The sequence below is a fragment of the Pseudomonas sp. HLT2-19-2 genome (assembly GCF_054898005.1).
Map to the genome: position 1 here is coordinate 5136131 of NZ_CM142712.1, position 18505 is coordinate 5154635.

19 protein-coding genes and 2 pseudogenes are annotated in these 18505 nt (G+C 58.6%); 11 read left to right on the plus strand and 10 right to left on the minus strand.

Annotated elements, in window-relative coordinates; translation table 11 throughout:
• Window positions 1-48: 48 nt before the first annotated feature.
• Window positions 49-867, minus strand: coding sequence for a M48 family metallopeptidase (locus ACYZTU_RS24045; RefSeq protein ID WP_461966063.1), 819 nt, complete (start codon window positions 865-867; stop codon window positions 49-51).
• A 273-nt stretch (window positions 868-1140) separates the two neighbouring features.
• Here ACYZTU_RS24045 and ACYZTU_RS24050 point away from each other — a divergent pair, with 273 nt between their 5' ends.
• Window positions 1141-3282 carry a methyl-accepting chemotaxis protein gene (locus tag ACYZTU_RS24050; RefSeq protein WP_461966065.1) on the plus strand — a complete coding sequence of 714 codons (2142 nt, stop codon included), beginning with the start codon at window positions 1141-1143 and terminating at the stop codon, window positions 3280-3282.
• Window positions 3283-3333: 51 nt separating this feature from the next.
• Here ACYZTU_RS24050 and ACYZTU_RS24055 read toward each other — a convergent pair whose 3' ends face one another.
• Genes ACYZTU_RS24055 through ACYZTU_RS24065 form a run of 3 tightly spaced genes read right to left on the minus strand, consistent with a single transcriptional unit; the run spans window position 3334 to window position 4445 of the window.
• A complete protein-coding gene (locus ACYZTU_RS24055) occupies window positions 3334-3957 on the minus strand; it encodes an SOS response-associated peptidase (RefSeq protein WP_461966067.1) in 624 nt (207 codons plus the stop codon).
• A 35-nt stretch (window positions 3958-3992) separates the two neighbouring features.
• Window positions 3993-4253 (minus strand): putative signal transducing protein, encoded by a 261-nt coding sequence (locus ACYZTU_RS24060; RefSeq protein WP_461966069.1) that lies wholly within the window; start codon window positions 4251-4253, stop codon window positions 3993-3995.
• A gap of 9 nt (window positions 4254-4262) precedes the next feature.
• The gene (locus tag ACYZTU_RS24065) at window positions 4263-4445 is read right to left on the minus strand and encodes a CPXCG motif-containing cysteine-rich protein (protein WP_461966071.1); all 183 of its coding nucleotides are present in this window, start codon (window positions 4443-4445) and stop codon (window positions 4263-4265) included.
• 142 nt (window positions 4446-4587) lie between these two features.
• Between ACYZTU_RS24065 and ACYZTU_RS24070 the strand changes: the two genes are divergently transcribed.
• Together ACYZTU_RS24070 and ACYZTU_RS24075 are read left to right on the plus strand one after the other, a co-directional pair.
• Complete coding sequence (locus tag ACYZTU_RS24070) at window positions 4588-5751, plus strand: 1-acyl-sn-glycerol-3-phosphate acyltransferase (protein ID WP_449643068.1); 1164 nt, start codon at window positions 4588-4590, stop codon at window positions 5749-5751.
• Between the two features lie 223 nt (window positions 5752-5974).
• On the plus strand, window positions 5975-6181 hold the full coding sequence (locus tag ACYZTU_RS24075) for a hypothetical protein (RefSeq protein WP_054045634.1): 207 nt from the start codon (window positions 5975-5977) through the stop codon (window positions 6179-6181).
• Window positions 6182-6287: 106 nt separating this feature from the next.
• On the opposite strand, the gene ACYZTU_RS24080 is transcribed toward ACYZTU_RS24075, so the two are convergent.
• Complete coding sequence (locus ACYZTU_RS24080; RefSeq protein WP_461966073.1) at window positions 6288-6872, minus strand: YajG family lipoprotein; 585 nt, start codon at window positions 6870-6872, stop codon at window positions 6288-6290.
• A gap of 205 nt (window positions 6873-7077) precedes the next feature.
• Between ACYZTU_RS24080 and ACYZTU_RS24085 the strand changes: the two genes are divergently transcribed.
• Together ACYZTU_RS24085 and mqo are read left to right on the plus strand one after the other, a co-directional pair.
• Complete coding sequence (locus ACYZTU_RS24085; RefSeq protein WP_461966075.1) at window positions 7078-7311, plus strand: hypothetical protein; 234 nt, start codon at window positions 7078-7080, stop codon at window positions 7309-7311.
• A 739-nt stretch (window positions 7312-8050) separates the two neighbouring features.
• On the plus strand, window positions 8051-9559 hold the full coding sequence (gene mqo / locus ACYZTU_RS24090; protein ID WP_461966077.1) for a malate dehydrogenase (quinone): 1509 nt from the start codon (window positions 8051-8053) through the stop codon (window positions 9557-9559).
• A 126-nt stretch (window positions 9560-9685) separates the two neighbouring features.
• Here the strand turns inward: mqo and ACYZTU_RS24095 are convergent, their stop codons facing one another.
• Together ACYZTU_RS24095 and ACYZTU_RS24100 are read right to left on the minus strand one after the other, a co-directional pair.
• Window positions 9686-9973 carry a PA4642 family protein gene (locus ACYZTU_RS24095; protein WP_461966079.1) on the minus strand — a complete coding sequence of 96 codons (288 nt, stop codon included), beginning with the start codon at window positions 9971-9973 and terminating at the stop codon, window positions 9686-9688.
• A gap of 63 nt (window positions 9974-10036) precedes the next feature.
• A pseudogene (locus ACYZTU_RS24100) lies at window positions 10037-10417 on the minus strand (hypothetical protein).
• On the opposite strand from ACYZTU_RS24100, the pseudogene ACYZTU_RS24105 reads away from it, so the two are divergent.
• Window positions 10406-10519 (plus strand): annotated as a pseudogene (locus ACYZTU_RS24105) (IS110 family transposase); the annotation flags it as partial. The pseudogenes ACYZTU_RS24100 and ACYZTU_RS24105 overlap by 12 nt on opposite strands.
• A gap of 30 nt (window positions 10520-10549) precedes the next feature.
• Here the strand turns inward: ACYZTU_RS24105 and ACYZTU_RS24110 are convergent.
• The gene (locus ACYZTU_RS24110) at window positions 10550-11107 is read right to left on the minus strand and encodes a hypoxanthine-guanine phosphoribosyltransferase (protein ID WP_461966081.1); all 558 of its coding nucleotides are present in this window, start codon (window positions 11105-11107) and stop codon (window positions 10550-10552) included.
• 165 nt (window positions 11108-11272) lie between these two features.
• On the opposite strand from ACYZTU_RS24110, the gene upp reads away from it, so the two are divergent.
• On the plus strand, window positions 11273-11911 hold the full coding sequence (gene upp, locus ACYZTU_RS24115; protein ID WP_131059473.1) for a uracil phosphoribosyltransferase: 639 nt from the start codon (window positions 11273-11275) through the stop codon (window positions 11909-11911).
• Between the two features lie 2 nt (window positions 11912-11913).
• On the plus strand, window positions 11914-13188 hold the full coding sequence (locus ACYZTU_RS24120; protein WP_461966083.1) for a uracil-xanthine permease family protein: 1275 nt from the start codon (window positions 11914-11916) through the stop codon (window positions 13186-13188).
• A 138-nt stretch (window positions 13189-13326) separates the two neighbouring features.
• Here the strand turns inward: ACYZTU_RS24120 and hemH are convergent, their stop codons facing one another.
• Together hemH and ACYZTU_RS24130 are read right to left on the minus strand one after the other, a co-directional pair.
• The gene (gene hemH, locus ACYZTU_RS24125) at window positions 13327-14352 is read right to left on the minus strand and encodes a ferrochelatase (protein ID WP_461966085.1); all 1026 of its coding nucleotides are present in this window, start codon (window positions 14350-14352) and stop codon (window positions 13327-13329) included.
• A 13-nt stretch (window positions 14353-14365) separates the two neighbouring features.
• A complete protein-coding gene (locus ACYZTU_RS24130; RefSeq protein WP_461966087.1) occupies window positions 14366-15268 on the minus strand; it encodes a TIGR01777 family oxidoreductase in 903 nt (300 codons plus the stop codon).
• Between the two features lie 196 nt (window positions 15269-15464).
• On the opposite strand from ACYZTU_RS24130, the gene ACYZTU_RS24135 reads away from it, so the two are divergent.
• The 3 genes from ACYZTU_RS24135 (at window position 15465) to ACYZTU_RS24145 (ending at window position 18491) form a co-directional block, all read left to right on the plus strand.
• Entirely contained in the window at window positions 15465-16451 is a 987-nt protein-coding gene (locus ACYZTU_RS24135; RefSeq protein WP_461966089.1) for an NAD(P)/FAD-dependent oxidoreductase, read from the plus strand.
• 128 nt (window positions 16452-16579) lie between these two features.
• On the plus strand, window positions 16580-17539 hold the full coding sequence (locus ACYZTU_RS24140; RefSeq protein WP_461966091.1) for a YbgA family protein: 960 nt from the start codon (window positions 16580-16582) through the stop codon (window positions 17537-17539).
• A 10-nt stretch (window positions 17540-17549) separates the two neighbouring features.
• A complete protein-coding gene (locus ACYZTU_RS24145) occupies window positions 17550-18491 on the plus strand; it encodes a MerR family transcriptional regulator (protein ID WP_461966093.1) in 942 nt (313 codons plus the stop codon).
• Window positions 18492-18505 lie beyond the last annotated feature (14 nt).

Below are 18505 nucleotides of genomic sequence, written 5' to 3' on the forward strand. Positions count from 1 at the left end.
GCTCCCACGTCGAGGCGTCGAACCGTCTGCGTGGGAGCGATCAATGGCTCAGGACTTTTTGGCTTTCTCGTACAGCGGCATGACTTTCGGAATCGCCGCTTGCAACGAAGCAACCCGACTGGCCGACGCCGGGTGCGTGCTCATGAACTCTGGCGGCGAACCTTGCGAAGCCTTGCTCATCTTGTTCCACAAGGTGATCGCCGCGTTCGGGTTGTAGCCGGCGCGAGCAGCCAGTTCGAGGCCGATCAGGTCCGCCTCGTTTTCATTGGAACGACTGTTGGGCAAGGTCATGCCGTAGTTGGCCACGGTGTCCGCCAGCGCCAGGCTGTCCTGACCCAGACCGAACAAGGCACCGGCGCCCTGCTTGGCCATTTCGATGCCATACGCTTTGGACATTGCTTCACGACCGTGCTCGCGCAGGGCGTGGGCGATTTCGTGGCCCATGATCGCGGCGATTTCATCGTCGGTCAGTTTTAGGCTGTCGATCAGGCCGGTGTAGAAAATGATCTTGCCGCCAGGCCCACAGTTGGCGTTAAGTTCGTCGCTCTTGATCAGGTTGACCTCCCACTTCCACTGGGCCGAATCTGGTCGAAAAATCGGCGCCTGGGCAATCAGCCGGTCGGCAATGGCCTGGACACGTTTGGCCTCGCTACTGGTCTTGTCCAGCACGCCTTTACTGCTCGCCTCGCCGACTGTCTTTTGATAAGACTGGGCGTACATCTGATTGACCTGATCGGTCGACAGCATGCTGAACATGTACTGTTTGCGCTCAACGCCCACCGCGCCACCGCTGGTGGTGTTGACCGACTGACAACCCGCGAGCAGCAGACCTGCGCTCAGCGCACACAAAACCAATGTCTTATTCATCAAAAAATTCCCTGAAAACATGCCGGTTATCCTAGGCGGTGAATTGTATTGGCGCCAGATACAACAGAGGTGTAGACGCACATTTCAGACAAAGCTCTCATGACCGTAGGAAAAAATTCACCTAACAGCGCCCACCGCGGTCGATAACGGACCGTGATGATTCATTTGCGACATTAACGCCTGCAAAACAGCCAATTCGTCAAACCCCGCTCATGGCCATCGACACCCCTGCCGATACAGCACCGCAGACGTCCTCTTGCGTGCGGAGCACCCATGAAATTCAAGTCGATCCAGTTTTCCGTGGCAGCCCTCGCCGGCGCCATCGTTCTTAGTGTCGTGGCAGCCCTGGTGCTGTACGCGCTGTTTTCCGGCGCACGGACACAAGACATGGTCCAGGAGCGGACCCAGGCACAATTCGAACAAGTCATCGAACAGCGCCTGACGTCACTGGCGCAAACCCAGGTCAGCCAGATTCAGCGTGAACTCGAAGCGCCACTGCTGATTGCCGGCGGACTGGTGCGAGTCAACGCATTAATCGGTACACCGGGCGCCGATGGTCAGCCACAGTTAAGCCTGAGCCGTGAGCAATTGATCAGCCTGATCAAGGAAAACGTCACCAAGAGCCCGAAAATTCTCGGCACCTACGTCGGTTGGGAAAAAGACGCCCTCGATCACAACGATGCGGCCTACGTCGACACCAAGGTGGTCGGCATCGACGCCAGCAACGGCCGCTTCCTGCCGTGGTGGTTCCGCAACGAAGACGGCAGCCTTGGCCTGGATAAACTGGTGGACGTCGACGACCAGAAAACCCTGTCCACCGGCGTGCGCGCCAGCGAGTACTACCTGTGCTCGAAAGAAACCAAAAAATCCTGCGTGATCGATCCGGCGCCCTACAAGGTCGGCGACAAGATCGTCATGCTCGCCTCCTTTATTGAACCGATCATGCTCAACGGGGCCTTTCAAGGCATCGTCGGCGCCGACTTGTCGGTGAACTTCATTCAGGAAATGCTCCTCGGCGCGAATCAGAAGCTGTACGGCGGCTCAGGTGTTATGGCCTTGATCGGCGGCAACGGCCGGATCGTCGCCTACACCAAGGACCCGAGCAAATTCGGTGAGAAAGTCAGCGACATCCTCGACAGCCAGCAGATCGCCAACATGGCCAATCTCAAGCGCGGTGAAGTCACCTACACCGTCGACAAGGCCCATGGCCGGATCGAGTTGTACCTGCCGTTCGGCATCGGCCAGACCGACGCTCGCTGGACCCTCATGCTGCAACTGCCGTTGAACGCGGTGATGGCCGACCTGCAAAAACTTCAGACCGATCTGGACGCTCAGCGCAAGTCCGACACCTTTGGCATGGCCATGGTCGGTTTGTTCATCGCCGGTATCGGTTTGCTGGTGATCTGGCTGGTGGGCCACGGCATTGCCCGGCCGCTGAAGCAGATGGTCGCCATGCTCGACGACATCGCTCAGGGCGAAGGCGACCTGACTCGCCGCCTGACCAGCGACCGCGCCGATGAACTGGGCTCGATTGCCAAAGGCTTCAACACCTTCCTGGCCAAGTTGCAGGCGATGATCACTCAGGTGGTGACGTCGGTGCAGAGCGTCAGCGACTCATCGGAACACACCGCCGACATCGCCATCCGCACCAACATTGGCGTGCACAAGCAAATGGCCGAGATCGATCAGGTGGCCACGGCGGTGCATGAAATGACCGCCACTGCCCAGGACGTGGCGCGCAACGCGACCCAGGCTGCGCAAGCCGCCAGCCATGCGGATAAAGCGGCGGCCCAGGGCATGCAGATCGTACGCGATACGTCGAACTCGATCGGCGTACTGGCGGTGGAAATCGGCAAGGCCGTCAGCGTGGTACAGACCCTGGCCAAGGACAGCGAGAACATTAACGCAATCCTCACCGCCATTCGCGGGATCGCAGAACAAACCAATTTGCTGGCCTTGAACGCGGCCATTGAAGCGGCCCGTGCCGGTGAGCAGGGACGTGGTTTTGCGGTAGTGGCCGATGAAGTGCGCAATCTGGCGCAGAAAACACAGAAAGCCACTGAAGAAATTCAGACCATGATCCAGCAGCTGCAACAAGGCACGCGCGATGTAGTGCGCGTGATGGAAGACAGCCAGAACCGCACCGACGAAAGCGTGCAGCATGCGGCGAAAGCGGCCGAGGCGTTGGAGACGATTACTCAGGCGGTGTCGGTGATCAACGACATGAACACGCAGATTGCCAGTGCGGCCGAGGAACAGAGCGCGGTGGCTGACGACATTAATCGTAATGTGATCAACATTGGGCAAGTGGCCAATGAAGTGGCTGGCGGAGCGGATGAATCGAGTGCGGCGAGTGCGGATTTGACCAAGTTGGCGGAACAGCAGCGGCGGTTGATTAATCAGTTCAAGGTCTGAAGACAACCGAGAAATGATCGTTCCCACGCTCTGGTGGGAACGATCAATATCTCAACCCGGAGTAAGACACTCGGGCCCATTCAACTTCGGATCGTTCACCAAATTCGCCAACACCCGCTCGCGCAATGCAGCAGGTTCACTGGCGAGCAACGCCTGCAACGCATGCAATGGTGTTTCAGGATTCAGCCACGCCTCCTGCCCCATCGCATCGAGAATCAACGGCCGGCGCTGACTCGCCGCCGGCTGCGTGATCACCGCCGTGCTCAGCCACACCTGCTCCTGCACCGGATACGCTTCCCAGATCGCTGCAAAGAACAGCGTCGAACCCTCCCCCGGTGTCAGCCAGTACGGACGCTTACGAGTCGTGCCACGCCACTCGTAAAAACCATTGGCCGGCAGCAGGCAGCGGCGTTCGCGCAGGGCTTGGCGAAACATCGGTTGTTCAGCGACGGTTTCGGCACGGGCATGGGCCGGGGTACGGGAAAGATCGGTCAGCCACGGCGGCGTCAAACCCCAACGTGCCCGAGCCAACTCGCGCTGACCGTCAACGCCTGCACGCAGCATCAGCACCGAATCGTTGGGAGAAATATTCCACTGGGCCTGCTGATCGGCGGGGAAGCCAGGCAGGGCCGCGAAGGCGGGGTTCCAGCGAAACAGGGCATAACGTCCACACATGGGGCAACACGACTCTAAATAAAACGAACGCCAGCCTAACAGACCAGCGTGCCGGGAAAACTTTCCGGTTCGTCGCCGGGCAGTGGCAGCGCGGCATTGTACGCGGTGATCAGCTCCCGGGCATATTCGGCCTGGTCGTTATTCACCGACAAGCCCAGCAAGCCGTAAATCGGCAGTTCGCCGCTTCCACCGAGCAAATCACGCCCCACCAGATGCGCCTCGATGCCCTCGCTAGCCAGCATGCCTTGCAGCAACTCACCTTCCATCAGGTTTTCAGGCTCGTAGATTCGCTGCATAGACGCCCCTCACTCATTTTCGCTGAACACTTCGAGATGCCATTCCTCTCCGTGAACCTGCAACACAAACGTTATCGGCCGACAGCACACCTGACAGTCCTCGATATAGGTCTGATCGCCCCCGGACAGATCCACAGTTGTCTCAACCTCCTCACCACAATACGGACATTCATACTGCGCAGTTTCCAGCATCGCGGTCTCCCAGGTGACTTGTGCGTATAATCGCCGGTCTATTTGCAGGGCCATTTTTGTCTGGCTACCGCTTCAGACCGTGCCCCGTTGGTTTTCGATCAAAACCTTTACTTACCCTAGCCGTTTCTAACAAGAGAGCATGATGGGCGAATTCGATGCCATCCGACCGTACGACGACAGCGAAGTCCCAGCGGTGCTGGACCGGCTGCTCGGCGACAAGGCGTTTTTAGATATCCTCATCCACTTCCGCTTCCCGCGTTTTGCTGGTGCTTTCGGCTGGGCGCTTAAACCTCTTATAGCTCATCGGCTGCGCCGTGAGTTCGCCGGCATCACCTCCGTGGCCACGCTGCAGGATAAAGTCGAGATGTACGTCGACCACACCATCGAGCGCGCCACGGACGGTGTGACGTACACCGGCGTCGAGCAGTTCAAGTCCGGTAGCGCCTACCTGTTCATCGCCAACCACCGCGACATCGTGATGGACCCGGCCTTCGTCAACTACGCCGTATACCACGCCGGCCTGCCGACACCGCGCATCGCGATCGGCGACAACCTGCTGCAAAAGCCCTTCGTCAGCGATCTGATGCGCCTGAACAAGAGTTTCATCGTGCACCGTTCGATCACCGGTCGCCGCGAGAAGATGGCGGCGTATCAACTGCTGTCGGCCTACATCAACCACTCGATCCGCAACGATTGCGCCTCGATCTGGATCGCCCAGGCCGAAGGCCGGGCCAAGGACGGCGACGATCGCACCGAGTCGGCCATCCTCAAGATGTTCCACATGAGCCGCAAGGACGAGCCGTTCGGCGAGGTCATCCGCTCGCTGAACGTCACCCCGGTGTCGATCAGCTACGAATATGACCCGTGCGATCAAGCCAAGGCTCGCGAGCTATTCATCCGCGCCAGCACCGGCAGCTACTGCAAAGTGCCGGGCGAGGACGACGTGAGCATCGCCAAGGGCATCACCGGCTACAAGGGCCGGGTCCACGTAAACTTCGCCTCGCCGATCACCGAGCTGTTCGACGACACCAAGCAATTGGCGATCGAAATGGACCGGCAGATCCTCGGCGGCTACCGCCTGTTCCCGGTGCACTACCTGGCCTATGCCCAATGGAAAGACGCCGACCCGCAATTGCAGGTCCCGAAAGCTGCCGAGGTGTTTGCGGCCGATGAACTGGCCAAGGCTCAGGAGCAATGGCAACAGCGTCTTGACGCTTGCCCTGAGGAACATCGTCCGTTCCTGGTGCTGCAATACGCGACGCCGGTGCGCAATCAGTACCGCGTAAAAGCAGGTTTGCCGCTGTAAGGTGTTTGGCTGGATACGACAACGGCGCCTTTGGGCGCCGTTTTCATTGCTGCGATTTTTGCGGTCAGACTCGCGTGCTGATCCACGACACCAGCAGCGCCAACCCCAGCTGCCCTGCCTTTGCGACAAATAACGAAACATCTGGCCAAATGCTGCCCTGTGTCACGGCTCCGTCATCTGGATACGCCAGTCTGGCGCCCTCTAAACCGACACGGAAACCGTCATGCTGCACGCCGAAAACCAGGATCGCCTCTACCTCATCGCCCAAAGCGACGAACAACAAAACCTTGTTGGCAGCCTCGCCTTTAACGTTCAGGACCGCCACTGGCTGGTGTATTGCGCGCTGGGTGGGCATCAACATGCGGATTTGCCGGAGACGGATTTGTTGACTGGGGTGAGCGTGCTGGATTTTTACTCCGAAGCTGCATGACACCGCAGATCCCCTGTGGGAGCTGGTGTTAACCGGGCAAAATCGGTGGGCATTAAAAAGCCCGGGGCCATTGCTGGCACCCGGCTTTTTTGAATCCAGCGAACGTTTACTCGCCGAGAATCTGACCAATCGTCGGGTCCTTGAACAGACGCGTCAACGCATCGCTCAACACATCACTGACCAGCTTGGTATTGGTCTCCTGATTCGGCGCCATACCAAAACGCTGATCCAGGGACGCACCGTAACGACCGCTGTAACGACGGTTGGCATTCTGCACATCGGAGCGGAAGGTCGCGCCGATGGTCGCTTCCGTCACGTACATGCCTTCTTTAGGCGACTGATACTTCAGCTCGGCCAGGGTCACGGTCAACTGCGGTGCATTCATACCGTTGGACACCGGGGTGAAACCCAGCAAACGCACGGCTGCCTCAGCCTGAGCCTGTAACTTCGGCACGATCTGCGTGCCCTGCACGGTGATCGCGCTGGTCTCAGGGTACAGACCGCCACGGGTCCCCAGGGTTGGCGACGGACGACCGTCCACCACCCGCACCACAACCTGCTGGCCATGGCCAACCGGCGCCAGCTGAGTCGTCAGCTTGGGTTCCGGATTCAGTTGTTGCGGGCTGTGGGCGCAGCCGACAAGGGTCAAACTGGTCACAGTGATCAAACCGAACAACAGGCGTTGCAACATGCGCTTCTCTCCAGAATCAGGCACAAACAGGCCAGCAGTATAGCGGTGGGCCACTGCGGGTAACTAGCACCTCACAGTGAATACTGAAATCTCTGACAAACCCTTCAGACCGCGGTTCCTGTCACACATCTGTCACCGCCCATACACTTTCACGTCACGGTCCACTGGCAACCTTCACAGCAATCACCCCACACGGTACTTTGCCATGCGCTACCTAAGCTTGCTGTTCACCCCACGCCCTCTGCATCGCTGCTTCGCCCTGCTCGACCGCAATGGCCACTGCCAGGCTTTCAAACAGTGCAGCCTCCAGCCCATGGGCGATAGCTGGGTCGAAATTGAAGAAATCCGTCTCAACTGGTTGCACCATCCCCTGCCCCCTGGCGCCCGTGTCAGCCAGCGCCAGCCACGTGCGCGGGCTCATCAGTGGTTGACCACCTGACCGAACGCTTAATAAAAGTCATTAAACACGACCATTTCCCCGCGTTTCTTCGCTACAATCTCCCCCCGATTATAAGGACGTCTCCTGATCGGGCCTCGCAGCATCGTCAATGCGCTTGTATTGACACCCCGCACCGCCCACAGAGAGCCGCCCACACAGATCGAGTGAAGCTGGCGCGCTTGCTGTTCCTTGAGCAAAACCCCCACTTTTCGCGAATCTGCAGAGCTGTCATTACGCTCGGTTACTGAGCTGTTTGCCCGTTTTGCCTGTCATGTATTCCATGGGGGCAATCCATCCGGGCACGGTGCCAGGCTGGGACAGCCCTTTTTTGAGGTTCACGTCTTCAAAAGAGCGTGAAAAAAACGGGTTTTCACAACTTCACAAGAGTGTGGCGAGCAAATGAATAGTTTTGCGTCTGAATATGCACCATTAGCGTCTGAAACAGCCCAACGACACAGGACCGAGTATTCCTCGAACACCGGAGCCTGAAGCCTGTCCTCTACGGATTTGGTTGCACAAACGGATGTATCGACCATAAGTCGAATTGCCAGCCGCGCGTTGAAGTGAGTTCATGTAGCTCTTTTAGACTCGGCCGGTAGCGTCCGTCGAAGTTGCGATAAATTGCGAAGATTCGGACATGGCGATACTGCCATGGGTACCTGGGGCATCACTGACACGCCCCTTCACTCCTGGCAGCCATACCGACAATTTGGTGCTGCAGATTTTGGAGACGCGTTAAATGGCGCATAACGAAGCAGTCGACGTAGTACTGGTTGGGGCCGGCATCATGAGTGCCACCCTCGCTGTACTGCTCAAAGAGCTCGACCCCGCGATCAAGCTGGAAGTCGTCGAGCTGATGGATTCCGGTGCCGCGGAGAGTTCGAACCCGTGGAACAACGCCGGTACCGGTCACGCTGGGCTGTGTGAGCTCAACTACACGCCGCAGGCTGCCGACAGCACCGTCGACATCAAGAAAGCCGTGCACATCAACACCCAATTCGAGGTGTCGAAGCAGTTCTGGTCTTATCTGACCAAGAAAAGCACGTTCGGCTCGTGCAAGACGTTCATCAGCCCGGTGCCGCACCTGAGCTTCGTGCAGGGCGACGATGGCGTTTCCTTCCTCAAGGAACGCTTCAAGACGCTGAGCAAGCACCACGCCTTCTCGGACATGGAATACACCGAAGACAAGGCCACCATGGCCGAGTGGATGCCGCTGATGATGCCTGGCCGGCCGACCGACGAAGTCGTCGCCGCCACCCGCGTCATGAACGGCACCGACGTCAACTTCGGTGCCCTGACCAATCAACTGCTCAAGCACCTGACCAGCGCACCCGATGCCCAGGTCAAGTACTGCAAGCGCGTGACCGGCCTCAAGCGTAACGGCAGCGGCTGGACCGTCAGCATCAAGGACGTCAACAGCGGCAACTCGCGTGACGTCGACGCAAAATTCGTGTTCCTCGGCGCCGGTGGCGCGGCACTGCCGCTGCTGCAAGCTTCGGGTATCGAAGAAAGCAAAGGCTTCGGCGGCTTCCCGATCAGTGGCCAGTGGCTGCGTTGCGACAACCCGGAAGTGGTCAAGCACCACCAGGCCAAGGTTTACAGCCAGGCTGCGGTGGGTTCGCCACCGATGTCCGTGCCGCACCTGGACACCCGCGTGGTCGACGGCAATAAGTCCCTGTTGTTCGGGCCTTATGCCGGCTTCACCACCAAGTTCCTCAAGCACGGCTCGTTCATGGACCTGCCGATGTCGGTTCGCGCCGGCAACATCGGCCCGATGCTGGCCGTGGCGAAAAACAACATGGACCTGACCAAGTACCTGGTCAGCGAAGTGATGCAGTCGATGGAACAGCGTCTGGACTCGCTGCGTCGCTTCTACCCTGAAGCGAAAGCCGAAGACTGGCGCCTGGAAGTGGCCGGCCAACGGGTGCAGATCATCAAGAAAGACCCGAAAAAGGGCGGCGTTCTGCAATTCGGTACCGAACTGGTCGCGGCCAAGGACGGTACGCTTGCTGCCCTGCTCGGCGCTTCGCCAGGCGCATCGGTGACCGTTTCGATCATGCTGGAACTGATCGAAAAGTGCTTCCCGAACAAAGCGTCTGGTGAGTGGGCTGCCAAGCTCGCGGAAATCTTCCCGGCTCGCGAAAAAGTTCTGGAAACCGATGCTGCGCTGTATCGCAAGCTCAACGTGCAGAACAACGTCGCGCTGGAACTGGTTGAAGCCAGCAACGAGACCGAAAGCTACGCTTGATTCGGCCACATAAAAAACGCCCCGTTTTCATTGAGAGCGGGGCGTTTTTTTTTGCCTTTAAAAGATCGCAGCCTCGCTACCATTTGTAGGAGCTGTCGAGCGTAGCGAGGCTGCGATCTTTTGATCTTAACCGCGAGCCTTGTTGATCAGTTCGATGTATTCAGCCGCATTGCGCTGATCTTTGATCAAGGCAACGAAGTCATTGCCGTGCTCATCCTTGCCGTCCAGATCCAGACCGGCTTTGCCAAAGAACGTCAGAAAACGCTCGAAGTCATCGATGCGCAGGCCGCGGTAGGCCTTGATCAGTTTGTGCAGCGACGGCGACGTGGCGTCGACCGGTTCGAAATCGAGGAACAGCTTGATCTGCTCATCGCCGATCTCGTCACCAATCACTTGCTTCTTATCTTTACGCATTGCCGACTCCAGCTCGCAGACATTTCACGGGGCGGGCAGTTTACCCCTCCCCGGGCACAGGGCTCAACGCGGACGAACGCTGCCGGTGTGCAGATCGGCCCAGATATGGCCGTTGGCATAGCTGAGGAACTGGCAATACACCGTGTCATTGCGCAACAAGTCGATCACCACCCGGTACTGCGCCATCGGGTAAAAGAGCGTCAGGGTTTTGCTCTTGTCGTCGTAAATCGGCTTTTTCAGGCTTTTGCTTTCGCCATCGAAGTTGACCAGCACCTGGGTGATGGTCGCGCCTTTGTTCAAGGATTTGCCCTTGAGAAGGATCAGCCACGGTGACGTAACCGGAATCGGCTGCTGGTTGGACTGGCGTTGACTGCCGACCACCACCGACTACTCGGTGACCTGCAACAGCTGTTGCTGATCGGGTTCGGCGTCACGCAGGGTCAGGTCATCCTCGCCCGCAAACTTTGCCGAGTGGCATTCGCTCTCATGAAAAACCAGAGCGAATACCAGCCGAATTTAAGACCGCAGGGTTCCCTTGCAACATAGAATCTCCCACAGGAGATACGTAGCTTGGGCTTACATGCCTTTAACGGCAAAAATCCCGTTGGCGTTACGCCAGTAGCCTTTGTAGTCCATGCCATAACCGAAGATGTAACGGTCGATGCATGGCAGGCCGACGAAATCGGCTTTCAGGTCCGGGCGGGCCTTGCGGTCGTGGTCCTTGTCGATCAGCACGGCGGTGTGCACTTTGCGGGCGCCCGCGTGTTTGCAGTAGTCGATGATCGCGCCCAGGGTGTGACCTTCATCGAGGATGTCGTCGATGATCAGCACATCACGGTCGAGGAACGAGACTTCCGGCTTGGCTTTCCAGAACAGGTCGCCGCCGCTGGTTTCGTTGCGATAACGGGTGGCGTGCAGGTAGGACGCTTCCAGCGGGAAGTTCAGATGGGTCAGCAGCTTGCCGGAGAAAATCAGCCCGCCGTTCATCACACAGAACACCACCGGATTGCTTTCCGCCATCTGATCGTTGATTTGTGCACCGACACGGGCGATGGCCGCCTCGACTTCAGCTTCGGTGTACAGGCAGTCAGCCTCTCGCATGATTTGACGGATATGCTCGAGATCAGCAGGCATGGCGCTCTCCAGGGGGGTGACGGACTGAGGAAAAGCGGGCAAAGGTACGCATCCCTCACGGCCAGATCAAGCGTTTATGGACTAACGTTCTGTATGTCTATAGGACAACACCCTCGGATAGATTAATCTAGGCCGGTTTTTTTGCCCGCCGCCGGAGCCTTTCCCATGCCCATCCTCGAGATCCGCCATCCGCTGATCCGTCATAAACTTGGCCTCATGCGCCGCGCCGACATCAGCACAAAGAATTTCCGTGAGCTCGCTCAGGAAGTCGGCGCCCTGCTGACCTATGAAGCCACCAAAGACCTGCCGCTGGAATCCTACGATATCGAAGGCTGGTGCGGCACTGTGTCGGTCGAGAAAATCGCCGGCAAGAAAATTACTGTAGTACCGATCCTGCGCGCCGGCATCGGCATGCTCGAAGGCGTGCTGAGCCTGATCCCGGGCGCCAAAGTCAGCGCCGTCGGTGTGGCCCGCAACGAGCAAACCTTGCAGGCCCACACCTACCTGGAAAAACTCGTTCCGGAAATCAACGAACGCCTGGCGATGATCATCGACCCGATGCTCGCCACTGGCAGCTCCATGGTCGCGACAATTGACCTGCTGAAAAAGGCCGGTTGCCGGGACATTCGCGCGATGGTGCTGGTTGCCGCGCCTGAAGGCATCGCTGCTGTAGGGAAAGCTCACCCGGACGTGATGATCTACACCGCCTCCATTGACGAGAAACTCAACGAGCACGGATACATCATCCCAGGCCTGGGCGATGCCGGTGACAAGATCTTCGGCACCAAGCAGAAGGACGCTTGAGCATGCAGGATGAGTTCAACGATCCGCTCTGGCGCACGGTGCTGTCGGGTGCGCAGATGCTGTTCGTGGCCTTCGGCGCCTTGGTGTTGATGCCGCTGATTACCGGTCTCGACCCGAACGTGGCGCTGTTCACCGCCGGCCTGGGGACGATTCTGTTCCAGATTGTCACCGGGCGTCAGGTGCCGGTATTCCTGGCATCGAGTTTTGCCTTCATCACCCCGATCATCCTCGCCAAGGGCCAGTTCGGCCTCGCGGCGACCATGGGCGGCGTGATGGCGGCGGGTTTCGTCTACACCTTCCTCGGCCTTGCGGTGAAGATCAAAGGCACCGGTTTCATCGACCGTCTGCTGCCACCGGTGGTGATTGGCCCGGTGATCATCTCCATCGGCCTGGCCATGGCGCCGATCGCCGCTAACATGGCGATGGGCAAGGCGGGCGACGGCACTGAGCTGATTCATTACCAAACGGCAATGTTGATCTCGATGCCAGCGCTGCTGACCACCCTGATCGTCGCGGTGTTCGGTAAAGGCATTTTCCGCCTGGTGCCGATCATCTCGGGCGTGCTGGTGGGTTTTGCGATGGCGTTCTATTTTGGCGTCGTCGACACCGCAAAGATTGCCGCCGCTCCGTGGTTCGCCATCCCGCACTTCACCGCGCCGGAATTCAACTGGCAAGCGATTCTGTTCATCGTTCCGGTCGCCCTGGCGCCGGCTATCGAGCACATCGGCGGTGTGATTGCAGTCGGTAGCGTGACCGGTCGCGATTACCTGAAGAAACCCGGCCTGCATCGCACCCTGCTCGGCGATGGCATTGCCACCACCGCGGCGGGACTGTTTGGCGGTCCACCCAACACCACCTACGCCGAAGTGACGGGCGCGGTGATGCTGACCAAGAACTACAACCCGAAGATCATGACCTGGGCGGCGATTTTCGCCATCAGCCTGGCGTTCGTCGGCAAGTTCGGCGCGCTGCTGCAAAGCATTCCAGTGCCGGTGATGGGCGGGATTCTGTGCCTGTTGTTCGGTTCGATTGCGGCGGTGGGCATGAACACGCTGATTCGCCACAAGATCGACCTGGGCGAGGCGCGCAATCTGGTGATTGTCTCGGTGACCCTGGTGTTCGGGATTGGCGGCGTACTGGTCGGCACCGGCACAGGGCCTGACGACTTCGGCCTCAAAGGCATCGCACTGTGCGCGGTGACGGCGATTGCGCTGAACTTGTTGCTGCCGGGTAATGACAGCTGGAAGCACAAGAAGGCGAATGATCCACTGATCTAAGCAGGCATTCAAGAATGCCTTCGCGGGCAAGCCGGGTCGCCGCATCGCTCGTTCCTACAGGAGTTGCATCGTTCCATTGATCGACACAAACCCCTGTAGGAACGAGCGATGCGGCGACCCGACTTGCCCGCGAAGCTTTTAAAGCGCCAGAGGCGCTCGCTCGCACAAGGTACTCAACGCCTTTGCCCACTGCGGGTCATCGTTGAGACACGGCACCAGCACCAACTCCTCCCCTCCCGCCTCGCGGAATTGTTCTTTGCCGCGATCACCGATTTCTTCCAACGTCTCAATACAATCGGCGACAAACGCCGGGCACATCACCAGCACTTTCTTCACGCCCATTCCAGCCAACTCATCGAGGCGCGCTTCGGTGTAGGGTTCGATCCATTTGGCTCGACCCAATCGCGACTGGAATGACACCGACCACTTGCCGTCCGGCAGGCCCAAACGTTTTGCAAACTCGGACGCCGTGCGCAGGCATTGGGCGCGGTAGCAGGTCGCCAATACTTCTGGCGAAGCGTTCAGACAGCAATTATCGCTTTTAAAGCAATGGTGCCCGGTAGGGTCGATCTTGGTCAGGTGCCGCTCCGGCAAGCCGTGAAAGCTTAGCAACAGATGATCGTGATCCTGCTCCAGATGCGGCTTGGCGCTGGCCACCAACGCATCAAGGTATTCCGGCTGATCGTAGAACGGCTGGAGAATCGAGAACTGCACGTCGAGCTTCTTCTCGCGCACTACTCGTTTGGCTTCTTCGATCACCGTCGTCACGGTGCTGTCAGCGAACTGTGGATAAAGCGGCGCGAGCGTGATTTTTTTGTGGCCTTGGGCGGCCAACTGCACCAATTTCGACTCAATCGACGGTTCACCGTAACGCATCGCCAACTCCACCGGACCGTGGGTCCACTGGGCAGTCATGACCTGTTGCAGGCGACGGCTGAGCACCACCAACGGCGAGCCCTCCTCCCACCAGATCGAGGCGTAGGCGTGGGCTGACTGCTCCGGGCGCTTGAACAGGATCAGCGACACCAACAAACGTCGCACCGGCCATGGCAGGTCGATCACATACGGGTCCATCAGAAATTGATTGAGGTAACTGCGCACATCCGCCACCGAGGTGGAGGCCGGTGAGCCCAAGTTGACCAGAAGCAATGCGTGATCGGTCATGCAACGTCCTATTTCAAAGGCGGTTGGAAAGGTCATCCAGAGCCGCGCGCAAATCAGTGAACTGGAAAGTGAAACCCGCTTCCAGCAAGCGAGCCGGTAAGGCCTTCTGGCCGCCCAGCAACAGCAATGACAATTCGCCCAGACACACCTTTAAAGCCAGGGCCGGCATGGGCATGAACGTCGGGCGGTTCAGCACGCTCCCCAACGTCTTGGCGAACTCGCGATTGCGCACAGGCTTGGGCGCGCAGGCATTATAAGGACCGCTGGCGTCTTTCTGATGCAGAAGAAAATCAATCAAGGCGATTTGATCGTTGATATGGATCCACGGCATCCACTGCCGGCCATTGCCGATAGGCCCGCCCAGCCCCAGTTTGAACGGCAGCAACAGCCGCGACAAAAAGCCGCCCTCGGCTGACAACACCAGCCCGGTGCGGATGAGGATCACGCGGATGCCCAAGGCTTCGGCACGCTGGGCGGTTTCCTCCCACGCGATGCACAACTGGCTGGCGAAATCATCGATGACCGGTGGAGATTTCTCGGTCAATTCCCGCTCGCCCCCATCGCCGTACCAACCAACGGCAGATCCGGAGATCAATACCTGCGGTTTTTGCTCGCGGGTTTCGAGCCAGGCCAGCAAGGTTTCGGTCAGGGCGATTCGGCTACTCCACAACAGCGCTTTGCGTTTGGTTGTCCAAGGCCGATCGGCAATCGGTGCGCCCGCCAGATTTACAATCGCATCGATCGGTTCCGGGCCGAGGTCTTCAAGCCGGGCAACACCACGCACTTGGGTACCGCCTATTTTCGCGACTTTTTCAGGACTTCGACTCCAGACCGTCAGACGATGCCCCTGACTCAACCAGTGTCGGCAGAGCTGACGTCCTATCAAACCAGTACCGCCGGTCAGCAATATGTGCATGACTTCTTCCTCGCGTGGCGTTTTACCCTGATCACTAGTCTATTTTTATAAACAGGGATCTTTAGTATCGGGCAGGTTCTGTGTTTAACAATAGGCCAAGCTGTCAGAACGAGAACGCTAAAAGTTATACCAAAAAACAATATTGTACAGGTTTCATCCACGGCGTAGTCTGTACAGAAAGGTAAACGAGGCCCCTATGACTGTACCTATCGCAATCATCGGCACCGGCATCGCCGGGCTCTCAGCCGCCCAGGCCCTGACAGAAGTCGGGCACATCGTTCAACTTTTCGATAAAAGCCGTGGCAGCGGTGGACGCATGTCGAGCAATCGCAGCGATGCGGGTGCCCTGGACATGGGCGCCCAGTATTTCACTGCCCGCGACCGTCGCTTCGTCACCGAGGTCCAGCGCTGGCAAACTAACGGATGGGTCGCTGAGTGGACTCCGCAGCTCTACACCTACCACGGGGGCCAGCTCAACCTGTCGCCGGACGAACAGACTCGCTGGGTCGGTACGCCACGTATGAGCGCGATCACCCGCGGCCTGCTCGGCGATCTGGAAGTGCATTTCGCCTGCCGGATCACCGAAGTCTATCGTGGCGAAGAGCACTGGCATTTGCAGGACGCCGAAGGTTTCACCCACGGCCCGTTCAGTCATGTAGTGATCGCCACGCCGGCGCCACAGGCGACTGCACTGCTGGCCTCGGCACCGAAACTCGCCGGTGCCGCCGCCGGGGTAAAAATGGACCCTACCTGGGCTGTCGCGCTGGCGTTCGAGACACCGTTGGATACGCCCATGGAAGGCTGCTTCGTGCAGGACAGCCCGCTCGACTGGCTGGCTCGCAACCGCAGCAAACCAGGACGTGACAACACGCTGGACACCTGGGTCCTGCACGCCACCAGCGCTTGGAGCAGGCAACATATCGACCTGCCCAAAGAGGCAGTGATCGAGCAATTGCACGGTGCATTTGCCGAGCTGCTGCACAGCGCCATGCCTGCCCCGACCTTCAGCCTTGCTCACCGCTGGCTCTACGCCCGACCTGCCAGCAGCCATGAATGGGGAGCCCTGGCCGATGCCGATCTGGGCTTGTATGTGTGTGGCGACTGGTGCTTGTCCGGCCGCGTCGAAGGCGCGTGGCTCAGCGGCCAGGAAGCCGCCCGCCGCTTGCATGCGCATCTGCAGTAAACCGCAGCTCCTACGAGGGCGACGGTAAAATCTATACAAATAATTTGACTTGTACACCTTTGAATCTATGATGAAACCATGTTGTACAGAATCAACACTCTGTACAGGTTTAGACTCGAGGTGCTCCGATGCCCCACGTCCCCGTGAAACCGAAAATCGCCATCAGCGCCTGCCTGATGGGCGCAGAAGTGCGTTACAACGGCGGGCACAAGGTGTCGCGGCTGTGTAGTCGCACCCTTACTGACTATTTCGATTTCGTCCCGGTATGCCCCGAAGTCGCCATCGGCCTCGGCATTCCTCGGGAGCCGATCCGGCTGGTTGGCAATCCTGAACATCCCCAGGCTGTCGGCACCGTCACTCCTGAGCTCAACGTCACCGTACCGTTGGCCGAGTACGGTCAGAAAATGGCCGCGGAGCTAACCGATATCTGCGGGTACATCTTCATGCAGAAATCCCCGTCATGCGGCCTGGATCGGGTCAAGGTCTACCACGCCAACGGCGCGCCGGTTGACGGTGGTGGCCGTGGCATCTACGCCCAGGCGTTCTGCGCGCTGCATCCGGATTTACCGGCGGAAGAAGACGGCCGGCTCAACGACCCGGTGCTGCGAGAAAACTTCCTCACCCGCGTGTTCGCCTACAGCGCCTGGCAGCAGTTGGTGAATGAAGGCCTGACCCGCCGTGGCCTTACGGACTTTCACTCGCGCTACAAATACCTGCTGATGGCCCACAACCCGGTGCAATACAAAACCTTGGGTAACCTGCTGGGCAACATGGGCCAGACCGACCCGAACGAACTCGGTCCACACTATTTCAGCGAGCTGATGGCGGCCTTGAAAAAATGCGCCACGCGCCGCACCCACACCAATGTCTTGCAACACATCAGCGGCTATCTCAAACAGACGATCAGCCCTGAAGACAAACAGGAGGTGCAGCACGTCATCGGCCAGTACCGCCATGGCATCGTGCCGCTGGTGGTGCCGTTGACGCTACTCAAACACTACTTCCGTCAACACCCGGATCCGTACATTGCGCAACAGGTTTACCTGCAACCGCATCCGGAAAATCTCAGTCTACGAAACGCGATCTAATGACAATCTAATGAAAAGCCCACTCGACACCAGCGCCAGCGAAGACCTCGGCGCCGACTTCAAAAAAGCCCTCGACGAAGGCTGGCTACCGATCCGTGAGGTCGCGCGGCAGACCGGCGTCAACGCCGTCACCCTGCGCGCCTGGGAACGGCGTTATGGCCTGATCGTGCCGCAACGCACGCCCAAAGGTCATCGGCTGTTCTCGGCCGATCACGTTCAACGCATTCTGACGATCCTTACCTGGCTCAACCGTGGCGTGGCCGTCAGCCAGGTCAAGCAACTGCTCGACACCCCGCAGGCCTTCACCGAATCCGTCGAAAACGATTGGCAAGTGATGTGCAATATGCTGCTGCAAGCAGTCACTCAACTGAACGAACGCACCCTCGATGACACCGTCAATCAGGCCATGGCGCTGTATCCACCGCGTACCTTGTGCCGACAACTGCTGATGCCGTTGCTGGCTGAACTGGAGCAGCGCTGGCAAGGCCAGTTCGGCGCGCAGATGGAGCGGGTGTTTTTTTACTCCTGGTTACGCAGCAAATTTGGCGCGCGCATCTACCATAACAACCGTCAGTTACGTACCGCGCCACTGTTGTTGATCAATCACTCAGACCTGCCACTGGAACCTCACCTGTGGCTGACCGCTTGGCTGATCAGCAGCGCCGATTGCCCGGTGGAGGTGTTCGACTGGCCACTCCCCGCTGGCGAACTCGCGCTAGCGGTCGATCACCTGCAAGCTCGCGGCGTATTGCTGTATTCCAGCAAAGCCATGAATCTTTCGCAGCTGCCGAAACTTTTGAATGGTGTCAGTTGCCCAAAAATAATTGCCGGACCAACGGTATGCATCCACCACGCCGAGTTGTCCGTAAAAACTACTGAGATCGCTGATTTGTTCTTGGCCGAAGACCCGTTAACCGTCCATCAGGACCTGGTTCAGCGTGGACTAATTTAATGAAACGTACGGAC